The 16,648-nt window shown below is 42.1% G+C and carries 16 protein-coding genes; 9 read left to right on the top strand and 7 right to left on the bottom strand.

Going from position 1 to position 16,648, the window contains the following annotated elements; genetic code table 11:
* Window positions 1-35: 35 nt before the first annotated feature.
* Both N6H18_RS12320 and N6H18_RS12315 read left to right on the top strand, forming a co-directional pair.
* Window positions 36-362 carry a HesB/IscA family protein gene (locus N6H18_RS12320; RefSeq protein ID WP_262308578.1) on the top strand — a complete coding sequence of 109 codons (327 nt, stop codon included), beginning with the start codon at window positions 36-38 and terminating at the stop codon, window positions 360-362.
* 23 nt (window positions 363-385) lie between these two features.
* Window positions 386-1,216 (top strand): hypothetical protein, encoded by an 831-nt coding sequence (locus N6H18_RS12315; protein ID WP_262308577.1) that lies wholly within the window; start codon window positions 386-388, stop codon window positions 1,214-1,216.
* A gap of 519 nt (window positions 1,217-1,735) precedes the next feature.
* Here the strand turns inward: N6H18_RS12315 and N6H18_RS12310 are convergent.
* Window positions 1,736-2,218 (bottom strand): deoxycytidylate deaminase, encoded by a 483-nt coding sequence (locus N6H18_RS12310; RefSeq protein ID WP_262308576.1) that lies wholly within the window; start codon window positions 2,216-2,218, stop codon window positions 1,736-1,738.
* Between the two features lie 316 nt (window positions 2,219-2,534).
* Here N6H18_RS12310 and N6H18_RS12305 point away from each other — a divergent pair, with 316 nt between their 5' ends.
* On the top strand, window positions 2,535-2,903 hold the full coding sequence (locus N6H18_RS12305; RefSeq protein WP_262308575.1) for an Hpt domain-containing protein: 369 nt from the start codon (window positions 2,535-2,537) through the stop codon (window positions 2,901-2,903).
* A gap of 8 nt (window positions 2,904-2,911) precedes the next feature.
* Here the strand turns inward: N6H18_RS12305 and guaA are convergent, their stop codons facing one another.
* The 3 genes from guaA to N6H18_RS12290 form a co-directional block, all read right to left on the bottom strand.
* Window positions 2,912-4,441: a glutamine-hydrolyzing GMP synthase gene (gene guaA, locus N6H18_RS12300; protein ID WP_262308574.1), complete on the bottom strand. Its 1,530-nt coding sequence runs from the start codon at window positions 4,439-4,441 to the stop codon at window positions 2,912-2,914.
* 136 nt (window positions 4,442-4,577) lie between these two features.
* The gene (locus N6H18_RS12295) at window positions 4,578-5,297 is read right to left on the bottom strand and encodes a DUF6048 family protein (protein ID WP_262308573.1); all 720 of its coding nucleotides are present in this window, start codon (window positions 5,295-5,297) and stop codon (window positions 4,578-4,580) included.
* A complete protein-coding gene (locus N6H18_RS12290; RefSeq protein WP_262308572.1) occupies window positions 5,269-6,015 on the bottom strand; it encodes a hypothetical protein in 747 nt (248 codons plus the stop codon). Before N6H18_RS12290 ends, N6H18_RS12295 begins: the two co-directional genes overlap by 29 nt.
* A gap of 184 nt (window positions 6,016-6,199) precedes the next feature.
* On the opposite strand from N6H18_RS12290, the gene N6H18_RS12285 reads away from it, so the two are divergent.
* A complete protein-coding gene (locus N6H18_RS12285) occupies window positions 6,200-7,372 on the top strand; it encodes an OmpA family protein (RefSeq protein WP_262308571.1) in 1,173 nt (390 codons plus the stop codon).
* Window positions 7,373-7,402: 30 nt separating this feature from the next.
* On the opposite strand, the gene dnaB is transcribed toward N6H18_RS12285, so the two are convergent.
* A complete protein-coding gene (gene dnaB, locus N6H18_RS12280; RefSeq protein ID WP_323131508.1) occupies window positions 7,403-8,983 on the bottom strand; it encodes a replicative DNA helicase in 1,581 nt (526 codons plus the stop codon).
* A gap of 255 nt (window positions 8,984-9,238) precedes the next feature.
* On the opposite strand from dnaB, the gene N6H18_RS12275 reads away from it, so the two are divergent.
* Both N6H18_RS12275 and N6H18_RS12270 read left to right on the top strand, forming a co-directional pair.
* A complete protein-coding gene (locus tag N6H18_RS12275; protein ID WP_262308570.1) occupies window positions 9,239-10,603 on the top strand; it encodes a UDP-N-acetylmuramate--L-alanine ligase in 1,365 nt (454 codons plus the stop codon).
* Window positions 10,604-10,618: 15 nt separating this feature from the next.
* Window positions 10,619-11,425 carry a 3'-5' exonuclease gene (locus N6H18_RS12270; protein WP_262308569.1) on the top strand — a complete coding sequence of 269 codons (807 nt, stop codon included), beginning with the start codon at window positions 10,619-10,621 and terminating at the stop codon, window positions 11,423-11,425.
* 69 nt (window positions 11,426-11,494) lie between these two features.
* Here the strand turns inward: N6H18_RS12270 and murB are convergent, their stop codons facing one another.
* On the bottom strand, window positions 11,495-12,511 hold the full coding sequence (gene murB / locus N6H18_RS12265) for a UDP-N-acetylmuramate dehydrogenase (protein WP_262308568.1): 1,017 nt from the start codon (window positions 12,509-12,511) through the stop codon (window positions 11,495-11,497).
* Between the two features lie 148 nt (window positions 12,512-12,659).
* On the opposite strand from murB, the gene gyrB reads away from it, so the two are divergent.
* Both gyrB and N6H18_RS12255 read left to right on the top strand, forming a co-directional pair.
* Window positions 12,660-14,618, top strand: a complete 1,959-nt coding sequence (gene gyrB, locus N6H18_RS12260; protein WP_262308567.1) for a DNA topoisomerase (ATP-hydrolyzing) subunit B — start codon at window positions 12,660-12,662, stop codon at window positions 14,616-14,618.
* Window positions 14,619-14,662: 44 nt separating this feature from the next.
* Window positions 14,663-15,061 (top strand): peptidylprolyl isomerase, encoded by a 399-nt coding sequence (locus N6H18_RS12255; protein WP_262308566.1) that lies wholly within the window; start codon window positions 14,663-14,665, stop codon window positions 15,059-15,061.
* Between the two features lie 48 nt (window positions 15,062-15,109).
* On the opposite strand, the gene N6H18_RS12250 is transcribed toward N6H18_RS12255, so the two are convergent.
* A complete protein-coding gene (locus N6H18_RS12250) occupies window positions 15,110-15,481 on the bottom strand; it encodes a DUF423 domain-containing protein (RefSeq protein ID WP_262308565.1) in 372 nt (123 codons plus the stop codon).
* A 35-nt stretch (window positions 15,482-15,516) separates the two neighbouring features.
* On the opposite strand from N6H18_RS12250, the gene modA reads away from it, so the two are divergent.
* Entirely contained in the window at window positions 15,517-16,257 is a 741-nt protein-coding gene (gene modA / locus N6H18_RS12245) for a molybdate ABC transporter substrate-binding protein (protein WP_262308564.1), read from the top strand.
* The last annotated feature ends 391 nt before the right edge of the window (window positions 16,258-16,648 follow it).

Raw genomic sequence — 16,648 nt, 5'->3', positions numbered from 1 at the left:
GAGTTCCATCCAATAATATTGAATAGAAAAGTACTATGTTGAAAGTATCAGAAAAAGCACTTGCCAGAATCGTGCAGTTGAAACAAAGCGAAGGTCATCCCGAATCACACAACTTGAGAGTTGCTGTCAAAGGAGGAGGATGCTCTGGACTGATGTACGACCTCTCATTCGATGACAAAATCACCGAAAAGGACGATGTATTTGAAGACAATGGCGTAAAAGTCATCGTAGACAAAAAGAGCCTCTTCTATCTACTCGATACCACGCTAGACTTCTCAGACGGCCTAAACGGCAAAGGATTTCAGTTCATCAATCCTAATGCCACCCGTACTTGCGGATGTGGAGAAAGCTTCGCTGTTTAAGTAGGTCTTTAACGACACTTGATATGAAACACTCTTTTTTGCTATTTCTTCTATTGACACTTTCGCTAGGGTCATTCAATACTTTTGGTCAAGAGATTCCGATAGAAGAATTGCTTACACAGAGGTCGACAACCAATCCATATAGTTCGTCATCTATACTGCAAGGTGAAATAAACGGTATCAACATCGAGCATATTACCATCAATGGAAAACAAGTCATCAAAGAGCAAACCCAAGTAGGACACAAGACTATTTACTTATTTTTCAAAGGCAATGGAACAGTAGTGGCTGCCAAAGAAAATTATGAAATTGTTCCAGAGACAATTTTACTACCAAATAGTCTACCAGTCATTACAGTAAAAACAAACAAGAAAGATACGCTTCACTATTTAAAAATATCAAGTAAACTGACCGAGCAAGATCTTTTAGACCTCAAAGAGTTTCCTACAGAAAACACCCAAAATGTCTACTATGCCAAGTTCACAGATTGTGAACCCTATACCGAAGCAATCAAAAGTCCCAATACCGTCAGCAGAACCATCCTACCTAATAAATATATTCCACGTATAGCCATGGGTACGGTACAAACCAAAGGGCCTGACAAAGTGGATCCACATGAACACCCCATGCTTGAGCAGCTTTTCCTAGGACTCACAGACAATGATGTAATTGTCTATGCAGATGATGCCCAAGTAGATTTCCCACAGTATTCGCTCCTGCACATTCCTCTTGGTTCTAGCCACTCTGTCACTGTAGATGAAAACAAAATCATGTACTATGTCTGGATGGATTTCTTCATGGATAAAAAAGGAGAAGAGTGGCTCAACACTCATAAGGCAATCAAGGAAGAGTAAACCAATGATGAACACATCATTGGACTAACACTTGGGACTAGCATAATAGTCTATCAAATCCTAATTTCTACCCGTCTTAGCACAGTGGTAAACTACTTAACAGTCACAAGTAGCTACTGATTCCAAGAAAAATGATCAACAAAAAATGCCAAGATATATTCAATACAGATGTGTTGTAGCAAGCAGCAATATGATCGATATATATAATGTTATATTTATTCTAAATTAGAAACAATTACTTACATCGGGGGTTCTCCTAATCACTAAGAGAATCACTTATTTTTGACTTTTTTAACATTTATTAATGAATAAATGTTTGTGGACTTATCTCCATGACCTACTTTTGTAAGAGTTGATTGAAACAACAAAGAAATTTAACTTTTACCTTCAATCTTTTTGGCACAGTTTTAGCTAATAGTCAAGAGATAAATTAACGGTAAAAGTTTTAAAGGTAAGTTTAGGTTAGGTTGGTTTAGGGGTTGCACCGCAAGGGCAGCCCCTTCTTTTTTACCTCCTTATTTATATCATGGAAGTGATATGTACAATCTCTCCCTTGTACTTGTGACACTTCACTCCAAAGGTCTCCAAGAACTCGACTCCTTCATCCATCTCCAGTCCCTTATACTCTGCATAAGATTTCAAATAGACCACTTCTTTGATCCCCATCGAGTAGATAATTCTGGCGCAAGACAAGCACGGCGAAAGTGTCACATAGAGCGTCGATCCATCTACCGATGCATTATTCTTGACTGCATACAATATGGCATTTTGCTCGGCATGTATTGCCAAAGAGCAGCTCCCCTTGGAGTCTTGCGCACAACCCGTCTCAGGAAATTCCTCATCACAGTTGTGAGTGCCAGATGGAGGGCCATTGTAGCCAATAGATATAATGCGTGTATCCTTCACGAGTACTGCTCCTACATGGCGTTTGATGCAGTGCGATCGCTTAGCTAGGTTTACAGCTAGTTCCATAAATATATCTTCAAAAGCAGGCTTTTCCATCACGGTATATTCTTGTTAAGATTCAAAATTAATCACTCTCTCCTGTTTTCAATCAACGAGGATCAAAAGTATGTGCTCTGTTCCCCCAACCTACACCTAGCTCACAACAATTCTACCCAAGGAGCAAACTAGTAAGTTCACTTAATCAATTAATTAAATCAAAATGAATCAAATATCTGATTTTTAAATAATTAAACGTTAGTCATAAATTTTATCTATGATCATAAACCTCATGTTTTGACAGATAAATCCATTTTTAATTCAAAGGATTTAGTCTTAATTTGCCCCAAACAATATCACTGACAACAAAACTTCTATGAACAAAGCTGATTTACCCTTGCCGCTAGACTACTCCTACTTGTATGAAATCAGTGACGATGACAGGGATTTTATCAAAGACATGTTGGCAACAGTGGTCAAAAATACTCCAGGCAATATAGAGGAAATTATAGCTGCTCAGACAAAAAAAAGCTGGACTGAAGTGGCGCGATTGGTACACAAACTGAAGCCCTCGTTGCTCTTGTTAAACATCGAAATGGTCTCTACTCACATCAGGAATTTGGAGTCCAATGCTAAGAAACAAACTGATTTGGATTTGCTCAAAACGCAAATCGCAGAACTCAAAGAATTCTGCGACCTGATAGTTTCTGAAATAAAAAAAGACATCGAGGCTGATGCCTATTGATCGGTGGTTTACTCCCACTCAATCGTAGCAGGTGGTTTTGAACTGATATCATAAACCACTCTGTTAACACCTTTTACTCTGTTGATGATATCGTTGGAAACTTTGGCCAAAAACTCGTAAGGCAAGTGACACCAATCGGCTGTCATACCATCTACGCTGCTCACAGCTCTCAACGCCACGACTCGCTCATAAGTCCTCTCATCACCCATGACTCCTACCGATTGTACTGGCAATAGCATCGCCCCTGCTTGCCACACATCGTCATAGAGACCGGCGTCTTTCAAACCTTTGATAAAGTAATGATCTACCTCCTGAAGTATCTGCACTTTCTCTGCTGTGATGTCTCCTAATATTCTGATCCCTAAACCTGGACCTGGGAAAGGATGTCTACCCAATATCGCCTCGTCGATTTCCAAAGAACGCCCCACTCTTCTCACTTCATCCTTGAACAAAGTATTGAGAGGTTCGACGACTTTCATTTTCATTTTTTCTGGTAGCCCTCCAACATTGTGGTGAGACTTGATAGTCACAGATGGACCGTTGACAGATACCGATTCGATTACATCTGGATAGATGGTACCTTGCCCCAACCACTTCACATTTTGGATGGCGTGAGCTTCTTTGTCAAACACCTCGATGAATACCCTACCAATGGCTTTTCTTTTGTCCTCAGGATCAGTCAACCCTGCCAATGCAGCATAAAATTCCTGAGATGCATTGACTCCTTTGACATTCAATCCCATGCCTTTGTACGACTCTAGCACTTGCTCAAACTCATTCTTTCTCAGCAATCCATTGTCAACAAAGATGCAGTGCAGGTTCTTGCCTATTGCCTTGTGGATCAACATGGCTGCCACAGAAGAATCCACTCCCCCAGACAATCCCAAGACCACCTGATCATCTCCCAACTGTGCCTTCAACCCTTCTACGGTAGATTCCACGAAAACATCTGGCGTCCAGTCTTGGCTGCATTGACAGATATGGACTACAAAATTTCTCAATAGCTTTTTACCATCCTCTGAGTGGGTTACTTCTGGATGAAATTGAATAGCCCATACTGGGTGCTGTGTGCTTTGGAAAGCTGCCACATTCACTGAGTCCGTACTGGCAATGATTTCATAGCCTGCAGGTACTTTGAGGATTGTATCACCGTGAGACATCCATACTTGCGAGCCAATGTTCACTTCCTTGAGCAACTCACTATGGGTATCTACCTTGGATAGGTTGGCACGTCCGTACTCTCTTATTTCTGATGGCAATATCTCACCGCCAGATTTATGAGCAATTAGCTGTGCGCCATAGCAAACTCCCAGTATTGGTAGCTTGCCTATCAATGAATCCAAATCGATATCAGGATTGCCTTCTTGTCTCACAGAGCAAGGGCTACCAGACAATATCAAGCCTTTGACATCTTCGTCAAATTCAGGAATTTTACTAAAAGGGTGTATTTCACAATATACATTTAGCTCTCTGACGCGTCTTGCGATCAACTGGGTGTATTGAGAACCAAAATCGAGAATGATGATCTTTTCTGCCATCCGCAAAATTAACACCCCATGCCATACGAGCAACAGATTTGCGAAATAGATTTTGCAAAAAACGAGGTTTTTACTACTGGCTAATACTGCTGGCTTAGAGCCAATGGCAAGAAACTAGCTGGGGATCACCCTAAGATTAGAATCTCTCTAGAGAATACTTGATGTACAGGTTGAAGGCAGGTACCGTTTTGTCAAATGTACGCCCATATCCAGGGATGGAAAAGACATCCAGAGGCAATTGATCATCATAGTCCCCCATCACCCTCAAACGCAAATGAAACCCAGCATACAACCCCTTCCAAACACGCTTTTCAGAACTCATCACTGCCTCGTACCAATAGGCTGTAATATCGTCCCTATCAAAAGACTGAACCAAAGGATCATAGATTCCAGAAGCACTATGAATTTGAATCTCCCCTTGATCAGAATAGGTAGAACTGCCATATCTCAAACTGAAGATGAAATTATTCTTTTCATTCATGTCAATCTTATAGCCCAGGCCTACCCTGTAGTAACTGCCTTCAGAAACATACGCAGCATTGACATAGGATCCTCTGGGGTTGAGCGTGGCTATACCATACTCTCCAATCACGACCAGTTTATTCAAAAACTCTACCTGGCCTCCGATCTCATATTTGGACTCAGTATCTAGTACCAGCCCGACCAATTTGCCATAGTCGAACAACACAGACACGCTAGACAGCACAGGCATCTTCTTGATGATGAGACTATCCTGCTGACTGATCAGGATCTGCTCTTCTTGCATTTCTTCCTCTTCTTCTTGTGCAATAGCCGTCTGAACCATCAGCATCAAGACCAGCAATCCACTAAAAATATATATACAAGGTCGATTCAAAATCTATACAATCTAAAGTTTTGCATCTCAATTTGATACTATCAATACCAGATGAGTATTCTATTTGATCTTCGGTGAAACCATAGGTCTTGACCAGTACCTCACCATATTCATTGGTGATGATCGATCTGTTGTAATTCAATTTAATATCATATGTTTTGCCTCCAATCTCTAAAATCAAATCAGAGACATCATTGTTCATATCCAAGGGCAAAGGCCAAACTGTCGCGCTGTCTTCATAGTACACCACCTGCCCATTGACTTTGTTGGTGATAGAACTGATCTTTAAACTCCCTTTGTTGATAGTAGATTTAGTTGCTGTCTTTTCTTTATATGAAGCATCCAGAATTGAGTCCTCATAATAGAATTCATTATAAATCAGATTGATACTAATCAATTGATTACTAAGATCCGTTCTAATCTGCACATAAGAATCATCCCCATTTTCAATCAACACCGTCAATACCAATATACTATCCGTCAAGTCACTCGCCAAATCCGAATAATACTTGAGTGTGTCATCCATGATCTTGAGCGTATCACCTAGGGAGTCTAAAATGTATTGCACCTGCACCAGGCTATCTACATTGTACAAAACCATATCCAGACTAGGATCGTCTTGCACATAATCCTCCTCCTCTTTGCAGGCCCATACAGACAGCAAAACAGTCAACAGCAACAGAGCTGGAAAAATATTTTTTGCGTTAAAACACTTCATACAATCAGCGGCAAACTTAAATCATTAGCCATACTTATTCATCTCACTGACCGACTTCTTTTGTCGCACGGAATCAATATTCTTTTAATCATAAATTATGCAATTGCGTCACTGTGATTCACTATCACACATTTTCTATTAACTCCTAATTGGCAGACCTATAATTCGGGTATATATTGCAGCAATGCAAAAAATGTATTTCGTCTTGCTGGCAAGCTACCTTCTCTCCGCCCGAGGATACGCTCAAAACATGGTCATCAACCCTAGTTTCGAGGAAATTTGGGATTGTCCCTTTTCTATGAACCAACTGGAGTATGTCAAATCATGGTTTCCCTTCGGAACGGCAGACCCTTCTCCCGACTTCTTTCATGGCTGTGCCAAGGACGGATTTATGGGGATACCCGAAAATATGTTTGGCCAACAAGAAGCTCACAGTGGTGAATCCTACATTGGCTTGATCTGCTACTTGACCTCCAAGAGTGGAAAGGGCTGGCGTGTACCTGCCAACCACCGCGAATTCGTCATGGTACAGCTCACCAAGCCTCTGGTAGCAGGACATCAGTACTATGGCGAGTTTTGGATCAATCTTGCCGATGCCTGTGAGTTCTCGATCAACAGCATCGGGATGTATTTTACACGAGACTTGCCTCATTTTGACTGGCAAGCCATGGATCTCGGCTACTACAAACCACAAATCAACAGTGACCCATCTGTCTCTCTACATGACAACAAGGGATGGACCAAAGTATCAGGAACCTTCACTGCCAAAGGAGACGAACTGGCTTTGACCATAGGCACCTTTCGACCAGATTCTGAATTAGATCCAAAGAAAACCAAAAGAGAATTCATCTCAGGCAGAGATAAGAATCTCCCCAAACATCTGCAACCGATGATTTCTTACTATTTCATCGATGATGTCAAAGTGATCCCTCTCGACCCCAACGAATCTATATTCCCTGACCCTATTGCACTAGCCCCTATCGAAGAGGAGTACTTTGGCCCTGCCGAAGTAGGCAATACCTTTACGTTGCAAAATATCTATTTCGAATTTGAAAAAGCCACTTTGCTGAGGAGTTCACTATTGGAACTCAAGAGACTGAACACCTACTTAGAAAAATATCCGAGGGTCAAGATTCAAGTCGAAGGCCACACCGACAATGTCGGTTCACAAGGATTCAATGACCAGTTGTCAACAGACCGAGCCAAGGCAGTGGTTGACTACCTAGTCGCCAATGGCATCAGCAAGTTTCGTCTAGAATACAAAGGCTATGGCAGCCACCGTCCCATCGTCCCCAACGACACCCCACAAAACCGCGCACTAAACAGGAGAGTAGAATTCTTGATATTGGAGAATTGATTCGAGGAATCTGACTTTCAACCGCCAAATTTAAAATGGTGCAGGATCATTACCAGAGGCAGGCTCATCGTTGGCTTTGGACTGGAAGGTCATCGTGCTCGGTGCTGAATCAAAACTGGATGCACCACTGGCATCTGGGAATCCGCTATAGTCTCCTCTTGGGTATGAGCTATCCAAATTGGCAAATTTGGTAAAGCGACCGATAAATTTGAGTTTTACATTTTCTAGCGAGCCATTTCTATGCTTGGCAATGATGACTTCACCCGTACCTGCAGTTGGCATACCATCCTCATCCTCGGTGATATTGTAATACTCCGGTCGGTAGAGGAACATCACCATATCTGCATCCTGCTCGATAGATCCCGATTCCCTCAAATCTGAGAGCTGTGGGCGCTTGTCTCCACCTCTGGTCTCCACTGCTCTACTCAACTGCGACAGAGCTATCACTGGTACATTCAGCTCTTTGGCGATCCCTTTGAGGGCTCGCGAAATAGATGCAATCTCCTGCTCCCTGTTGCCTGATCCGCCACCACCTTTGGAGCTGTCTCCAGACATGAGTTGTAGATAATCGATAACAATCAATTTGATATCATGCTGTGCTTTGAGTCGTCGGCATTTGGCTCTCAACTCCAAAATGCTTAGACCTGGTGTATCATCTATAAATATAGGTGCCTCGGTCAGTTTTGCTGTCTTGTGAACCAATTGTTCCCATTCGTGATCGGCGAGGTTGCCCTTCTTGATCTTGTCACTTTCTAGTTCTGCCTCTGCAGAGATTAATCTATTGACCAGCTGGATGGAAGACATCTCTAGAGAGAAAATCGCCACTGCTTCTCCAAAATCTACTGCTGCGTTGCGCATCGCGGAGACGACAAAGGCAGTCTTACCCATACCTGGTCTCGCCGCAATGATGACCAAATCCGAGGGTTGCCATCCTGCAGTCACACGATCTAGATCGGTCATACCCGTAGGTACGCCAGTCAAACCATCCTGATGATCTTTTCGTGATTCAATCTGCAGAATTGCCTCATGCATCAACTGCTGCATTCCCGAATAGTTCTTCTTGATATGGGATTCGGAAATCTCAAACAAAGCCTGCTCTGTCCGATCCAAGAGCTCAAATACGTCCTGAGTATCCTCAAAGGCATCTGACTGGATTTCAGAAGAGATTCTGATCAATTCTCTCTTGATAGACTGCTCGGTGATGATACGGGCATGGTACTCAATATTGGCAGCAGAGTTGACTTTATTGGTGAGTTCTGCCACCTGATAGGCACCCCCTGCCATCTCCAGCGTACCATTCTTTCTCAACTGCATGGTGACAGTCATCAAATCTACGGGCTCAGACTTGTTAAACAACTGAACAATGGCCTCATAGATTTTGGCATGAGCGTCTTTGTAAAAACTCTCTGGCTTCAAAATATCAATCACTGCTGTGACAGCATCCTTTTCGAGCATCAATGCCCCCAAAACAGTCTCTTCTAGATCAGTCGCTTGCGGTGGGATTTTACCCATCTGAACGGAAAGTTCACTGAGTCCTGCCTTTTTTCGAGTCATGCCACGGTCTCTTTTGTTCCCTCTGTCTGTGGTCGCTTCTGATCCTTTTATATCCATTTACAAAGTATTTATCAATTTTGAATTTCAACAAGCAAACCTAAACAAACAGCTTATCTATGTCCGACTCTTGTCACGAAGACTAACTAACAACTTGTCAACAGTAACTACTATATACAATTGTCAACTACAGATGTAAACCAATACCTAAATTTAACTTTGATCTAACATAAGAAAGACATATCAAGTCAATCGCAAATATTAATTTGCGCACCTAAGTATTTGTCTTAATTTTGGATACTTAGAAGAGAAAGCATGAACAATAACTTCCAAAACGTACACCTCATTGCTATTGGTGGAGCTGTCATGAGCAGCTTGGCTATTGCACTCAAAAATAAAGGTCTGAATATCACTGGCTCGGATGACAAAATCTACGATCCTGCGTTATCCAACTTGAAGGTGAACAACCTATTACCCGCATCTGAAGGATGGGATGAAAACAACATACACAGTGGATTGGATGCGATCATTGTCGGCATGCATGCCAAATTTGACAACCCTGAACTAAAAAAAGCCCAAGAATTAGGACTCAAAATATTATCCTATCCAGAGTTTATTCGCTCACAAAGCGAAAACAAACAAAGAATAGTGATCGCAGGCAGTCATGGCAAAACAACCATTACTGGCATGATCATTCATGTTCTCAAATATTTTCACAAACCTGTAGACTATCTGATAGGTGCCAAAATCAAAGGATTGGACAATCCCATTCACTTGTCTGATGCACCCGTCATCATCATTGAGGGAGACGAATACTTTAGTTCACCGCTTGATCAATCACCCAAGTTCCTCAAATACGAGCACCATATCGCACTCATTAGCGGTACAGAATGGGACCATATCAATGTTTACCCTACTATCAATAGCTACATCGAGCAATTCGAACTCTTGGCTGATAGTTCGCCAAAGGCAGGGTCTATCGTGTACTGTGAAGATGACCGCATGGCCGTATTGATAGGTAGCAAGGAGCGTGACGATGTAAAATGCATCCCTTATAAGACGCCAAAGTACACCGTAAAGAATGGTCAGTTCTTTCTCAAAGATGAGTATCCACTACAGGTATTTGGCAAGCACAATATGCAAAACATAGATGGCGCGAGAAAAGTCCTAGACCTACTAGGGATCACCAAAGAACAATTTTTTGAGGCGATACAGTCGTATGAAGGCGCAGACAAAAGAAACAACCTCATCAAATCAAATGCACAGACGGCGGTTTATTCTGACTTTGCACATGCACCGTCCAAACTAAAGGCTACCGTACAGGGCTTAAAGGAACTTTATCCTGACCGCAGATTGACTGCATGCTTTGAATTGCATACTTTCAGCAGTCTCAACAAGGAATTTCTACCTAACTATGCTGGCAAAATGGATGAAGCAGATGAAGCAATCATCTATTTCGACAAGAAAAATCTAGCGGCTAAAAATTACCCCACAGATCTCTCAGAGGAAGATTTGAAAGGTTTTTTTAAGAACAAAAAACTGAAAGTATTTTCAGAGTCCTCTGAATTAAAATCTTATTTAGAATCACAAAATTGGTCTAATCACAACTTGTTGATGATGAGTTCTGGCAATTTTGGAGCGATGGATTTGAAGCAATTGGCTGACAAAATCATAGCGTAATCAATACATCACTACATGGAACTCAAATTAAAAAATGCACTAGCGATATTTGATCTCGAAACTACAGGCACAAGTATCTCACTGGATCGAATCGTAGAAATATCAATCGTCAAAATACTCCCCAACAATGAAGAGATCATCAAAACACTCCGGATCAATCCTGAGATTCCGATCCCTCTGGAATCGAGCATGATCCATGGCATCTACGACAAAGACGTCCAAGATGCACCTACCTTTAAATCTGTAGCTAAGGAGTTGTCTGTTTTTTTAAGTGGGGCAGATCTTGGAGGATTCAATTGTCTCAAATTTGATATCCCGTTGCTGGTGGAAGAATTTTCAAGAGCTGGGGTGGATTTTGATACCTCCAACAGGAAATTCGTCGATGCACAAAAGATCTTCCACATGATGGAAAAACGTACCTTGACTGCTGCGTACAAATTCTACTGCAACAAGGTGCTAGAAGGTGCTCATGGCGCAGAAGCAGACACACTTGCCACCACCGCCGTAATCAAAGCGCAGGTAGAAAGATACCAAGGCCAAGAAGTAATCGATCCTATGGGAAACAAAATCGGTGTGCTTGAAAACAGCATTGATAGCCTCCACCAGCTATCAGCTTCCAACATGGTTGATCTAGCAGGTAGATTTGTATTCAACCAAGATGGTGTAGAGGTGTTCAACTTTGGCAAGCACAAAAACAAACCTGTAGAAGAAATCCTCAAAGTAGAGTCAGGATACTACGACTGGATGATGAAGGGGGACTTCCCTATGGACACCAAACGAAAACTGACCCAAATCAAACTGAGAGGGTTTAATTCTCGATGATTATAAGCTAGATTTTGGAATCATCAAGAACCATGATTCAAAACTAGCAAAACAAGTAAACCAGGTAAACTACAACACATTCACTTCAGGCAGTATTTCGATTCCGAATTGGGATTGGACGGAAGCTTGTATATCCATGGCCAGTTGATAGATTGCACTCCCCTCTCCACCTCCATGGTTGACAAGCACCAAGGCTTGTTTGTCATGCACACCAATGTTACCCAGACGCTTACCTTTCCAACCAGCCTGTTCGATCAACCAACCCGCTGGGACTTTGACCTGACCGTCTTCTTGTGGATAACCAGGGATTTGATATTGTTTTTTCAATTCAGAAAATTGAGTAACAGTGATCACTGGGTTTTTAAAAAAGCTTCCAGAATTGCCGATCTGTTTGGGGTCTGGCAGTTTTGACCTCCTAATGTCTATCACAGCTTCGCTTACATCTTTGATCGAAGGTTCGGCTATGCCTTTGCTATCTAGCACTTCAGTAATCGCACCATACGTGGTATTGACCACTGGTTTTTTAGAGAGACGTAGCGTGACCGAGGTAATGATGTATTGTCCTTTCAAATCCCGCTTAAACACACTTTCCCTGTATCCAAACTGACATTCGTCTTTGCTAAAAACTTTGGTCTCCAAAGTCTCACGGTGCAAGGCAGTCAAGGAGACAAAGACGTCCTTGATTTCTACGCCATACGCTCCAATATTCTGCATCGGTGCTGCCCCTACGGTACCAGGGATCAAAGACATATTTTCAATCCCCCCCCATTCTTCATGAATACAATGCACGACCAAATCATGCCAAATCTCACCTGCCGCCGCACGGACTAGCACCTGGTTTTCATCTTGCGACAAGACTGTTATGCCTTTGATGGCATTGATCACGACCAAACAATCCAAATCCTGTGTCAACAACACATTGGATCCTCCGCCTAGCAGAAACAGGTCAACCTCCCTTTCTTTCGCCCAAAGAATTGCTTCCTGGAGCTCCTGTTCAGTATGTACTTCCGCAAACCATTTGGCGCTTACATCCAAGCCAAATGTATTATGGTTTTTAAGAGAAAAACCCTCAGTGATGATTGGCATGATTTCTAGAAAATTGTGTGATTATAGACTCTGAGACGCAATTTATCAAAGTGCCGTTGATATCCTTGATTTCCATTCAAAAAACTATAAAATTTACCGTCCAGACGCCCGTAATTTTAGTAACTTTGGAGGATTTTAAAAAGTGGAAATGAGCGAAGAAAATAAAAAACCAAACGGAGAATACTCAGCTAGTAATATCACAGTTCTAGAAGGACTTGAGGCAGTACGCAAAAGACCTGCCATGTACATCGGAGACGTTGGAATCAAAGGTCTTCACCACATGATTTGGGAAGTAGTCGATAACTCAATCGACGAGGCACTTGCCGGACATTGCGACACGATCCATGTCACCATCAAACCAGACAACTCGATTTTCGTCACTGACAATGGTCGAGGTATCCCAACCGACTACCACGAAAAAGAAAAAAAATCAGCACTAGAAGTCGTCATGACTGTCTTGCACGCTGGAGGTAAATTTGATAAGGACACTTATAAAGTATCAGGTGGATTGCACGGTGTGGGTGTATCTTGTGTAAATGCACTCTCTACGATGCTGGAGGTAACCGTACACCGTCAGGGCAAAATTTTCCAACAAGAATACTCATGCGGTATTCCCAAATATCCTGTCAAGGAGATCGGTACCACTGACATCACGGGTACACATGTACACTTCATGCCCGACAACAGCATTTTCACTGTCAGCGAATACAAGTACGAAACCGTAGCTACCCGACTCAGAGAACTTTCATTCCTCAACTCAGGCATCACCATTCACCTCACAGATGAGAGGGAAACCGAAGATGATGGAAACTTCAAAAGTGACACCTTCCACTCTGAAGGAGGACTGGTAGAGTTCGTAGAATACCTCGATAGCTCAAGAGAAAAATTGATCCCTACTCCCATCTATATGGAAGGAGAAAAAGGCGGGATTCCAGTTCAAGTGGCCTTGACATACAACACTTCCTATTCTGAAAATGTGGTTTCTTATGTCAACAACATCAATACGATCGAAGGTGGTACGCACGTAGCGGGTTTCAGACGAGCCCTCACCCGTACACTCAAGACCTATGCAGACAAGTCTGGCATGCTGGACAAGATCAAAATTGACATCACTGGAGACGACTTTAGAGAAGGTTTGACCGCCATTATATCCATCAAAGTCGCTGAACCCCAATTCGAAGGACAAACCAAAACCAAACTAGGCAACAACGACGCAATGGGTGCTGTCGATACGAGTGTGAGTGACATTTTGAATACTTTCTTGGAGGAAAACCCAAAAGAAGCCAGAATGATTGTTCAGAAAGTCATCTTGGCTGCCCAGGCAAGAAACGCAGCTCGAAAGGCCCGTGAAATGGTACAGAGAAAGAATGTACTATCAGGTACTGGACTACCAGGCAAATTGGCCGATTGTTCAGAAAGAGACCCTGCACAATGTGAATTGTATTTGGTTGAGGGAGATTCGGCGGGTGGATCTGCCAAGCAAGGTAGAGACAGAAAATTCCAAGCCATCCTGCCACTGAGAGGTAAAATCCTCAATGTAGAAAAAGCGCAAGAACACAGAATCTACGACAATGAAGAAATCAAGAACATGATCACTGCACTCGGGGTGAAATTCGGCACGGACGATGACCCAAAGGCATTGAACATGGAGAAACTGAGGTACCACAAAATCATCATCATGACGGATGCGGATATTGACGGTAGCCACATCCGAACCCTAATTCTGACATTCTTCTTTAGATACATGAAATCATTGATTGACAATGGTTATCTATATATTGCGCTCCCTCCTCTTTACTTGTTGAAGAAAGGAAAGCAAGAAAGGTATGCTTGGTCTGAAGATGACAGAGCCAGAGTAGCCAAAGAGCTAGCCGGAGATGGCAAAGAAGACAGCGTTGGGTTACAGCGCTACAAAGGTCTTGGAGAAATGAACCCCGAGCAGCTATGGACTACTACGATGAATCCTGAGTTCAGAAGTTTGAAGCAAGTAACCATCGAGTCAGCCGCAGAAGCGGATCATTTATTCTCCGTGTTGATGGGTGATGAGGTAGCTCCTCGACGAGACTTCATAGAGAAAAATGCTAAATACGCGAAGGTAGACGTATAATTGGCAAAACAGAATAACAAAAAAGGAGCTTTGCAGCTCCTTTTTTGTTTGATTACAAATCAATACTAGAAAAAGAAGATCTGAACCAAAACGACATCCCATTTGACAAAGCGCATGGCCGAGGCGACATCTTCAAGTACCACACCTATTACAACCAAAGGACGCTTTCTTATATTGACAATCATTTTGGTGAAGGCTTTGCTGAGCAGCTCCAAAAACAAGCATTATCCAACAAACACTGGATTGGTCCATTTCAGCCCAACAAGGGCTATCATATTGTCATGCTCGTAGATCGAGGTAGTGGACGACAACCTTCGTTTGATGAGGTCAAAGACAGTGCAAAAGTAGATATGCAAGGCATCCATATGGAGCGACTCAAAACTGAGGCAATCCAAGACATCAGAGATTCTTATGAAGTAATCATCGATCCAGAGATTCGGTAAATACTAGTTTCCCAAAAATGAACTCTTTTTGGGAAACTATAACCGCATTTATTTGCTCTTGAGTGAGGCAATCATCATGCTCCAGCCAGCGATGAAACAAAGTCCCCCAATTGGAGTAATCACTCCCAGTATTTTGATTCCCGATACGCTCAACACATAAAGCGATCCGCTGAAAAACACTATTCCTACCACAAACAACCACTTGGCCCAATTCAACCACTTCGATTCATTATTCAATCCCAATACCCCAACAAAAATTAAAGCCAACGCATGCATTCCATGGTATTGAACAGCAGTATCAAAAGTCTCTTGCGTTCCATACTCAACCAAGGTGTCTTTTAGCCCATGCGCACCAAAGGCACCTATAATGACGGTCAACATCGCCAGAATTATCCCAATTTTCAGAGTATTATTATCCATTGATAGTAGCTTTGAAATTTTAATTCCAATACTACATGCTATTGCATCTATATCCAAAGGCTTGTTTGATCATTGTGCTTTTTATCTATTCATTTACCTTGCAGGCGCAGGTAATCAGAGTAGCTGCCGCATCGAGCATGGTAGATTTGCTACATGAAATAAAAGTAGAGTTTGAAAAGACCCACCATCAGACCATAGAAATCATCTCAGGCAGTTCTGGTACACTCACCAATCAAATCCTCCAAGGAGCACCTTTTGACTTATTCTTTTCTGCCAACATTAAATATACAGACATATTAAAATCCAAAGGAATGGGCATTTACCCTCCTGAAATATTCACGTACAGTCCTATTGTGATTTGGACAAAAGAAGCTATCGGCTCACCAGCGACCTATATGCTCAGTGAATCGTGTCAAAGCATAGGCATAGCACAACCTGGTTTGGCTCCTTTCGGTGACATGGCTCTTCGCTATTTACAGACTATCACCCACGAGTCTGTTTCGCACAAACTGGTCTATGGCAGCAACATTGCTATCACGAATCAATACATTTACGCTGGATCCGTTGATCTCGCGATCACATCCAAATCCTCGCAAGTAAAATTGAGCAGAGCAATACCTTGCTGCTGGACGGAGGTTTCAAACTCAATCGTCCCTAAACTTCCTCATGCTTTTTTAGTCTTGCAGCCCAATGCGCTTCCATTGTATGAATATCTACAAGAGGAGAAAAACACAAGCCGATCATTTGAAAACCATGGCTACTCCTCGTCTCCTTAAAATGCTCGTTATATCGAAGCATAGGTACAGACCTTAGGTTGAGGTCTGTACCTCACTACTATTCGTACAACCGCTCATTTTTCACTTTAGGGGTTTACCTTATAGCAATAGACTTGAATAAAATATAATTTTATCTTGAGAATAGGTGAATCGTATAGTTTCTTACTTAGTAAACACCAATAACTTACGCTGATCTTATTTCAAAAAATGTATAGAAAGTAAATAAGTTTAATAGTACAATAAAAATGACTTTCTTTGCGCTTTATTATTAATAATCAACCTGCTATTAGAATCAAATTTTATTAAAAGCAATTAATATATCAAACGCGTTATGGTTGATTATTCCTCCTGGTATTTAGGCACTCCCAAAAAATCATTTTTTTACATGGTT

This window comes from Reichenbachiella agarivorans (genome assembly GCF_025502585.1).
Lineage (GTDB): Bacteria > Bacteroidota > Bacteroidia > Cytophagales > Cyclobacteriaceae > Reichenbachiella > Reichenbachiella agarivorans.
This window is presented reverse-complemented; position numbering and strand designations above follow the sequence as displayed.

Bases quoted from the DNA above. Each gene is read 5' to 3' on its own strand.
- N6H18_RS12290 (WP_262308572.1), bottom strand. From the start codon at position 6,015: ATGAAGTGTTTTAACGCAAAAAATATTTTTCCAGCTCTGTTGCTGTTG.
- dnaB (WP_323131508.1), bottom strand. From the start codon at position 8,983: ATGGATATAAAAGGATCAGAAGCGACCACAGACAGAGGGAACAAAAGA.
- gyrB (WP_262308567.1), top strand. From the start codon at position 12,660: ATGAGCGAAGAAAATAAAAAACCAAACGGAGAATACTCAGCTAGTAAT.
- N6H18_RS12275 (WP_262308570.1), top strand. From the start codon at position 9,239: ATGAACAATAACTTCCAAAACGTACACCTCATTGCTATTGGTGGAGCT.
- N6H18_RS12310 (WP_262308576.1), bottom strand. From the start codon at position 2,218: ATGGAAAAGCCTGCTTTTGAAGATATATTTATGGAACTAGCTGTAAAC.
- N6H18_RS12285 (WP_262308571.1), top strand. From the start codon at position 6,200: ATGCAAAAAATGTATTTCGTCTTGCTGGCAAGCTACCTTCTCTCCGCC.
- murB (WP_262308568.1), bottom strand. From the start codon at position 12,511: ATGCCAATCATCACTGAGGGTTTTTCTCTTAAAAACCATAATACATTT.
- N6H18_RS12270 (WP_262308569.1), top strand. From the start codon at position 10,619: ATGGAACTCAAATTAAAAAATGCACTAGCGATATTTGATCTCGAAACT.
- modA (WP_262308564.1), top strand. From the start codon at position 15,517: ATGCTATTGCATCTATATCCAAAGGCTTGTTTGATCATTGTGCTTTTT.
- N6H18_RS12305 (WP_262308575.1), top strand. From the start codon at position 2,535: ATGAACAAAGCTGATTTACCCTTGCCGCTAGACTACTCCTACTTGTAT.
- guaA (WP_262308574.1), bottom strand. From the start codon at position 4,441: ATGGCAGAAAAGATCATCATTCTCGATTTTGGTTCTCAATACACCCAG.
- N6H18_RS12320 (WP_262308578.1), top strand. From the start codon at position 36: ATGTTGAAAGTATCAGAAAAAGCACTTGCCAGAATCGTGCAGTTGAAA.
- N6H18_RS12250 (WP_262308565.1), bottom strand. From the start codon at position 15,481: ATGGATAATAATACTCTGAAAATTGGGATAATTCTGGCGATGTTGACC.
- N6H18_RS12315 (WP_262308577.1), top strand. From the start codon at position 386: ATGAAACACTCTTTTTTGCTATTTCTTCTATTGACACTTTCGCTAGGG.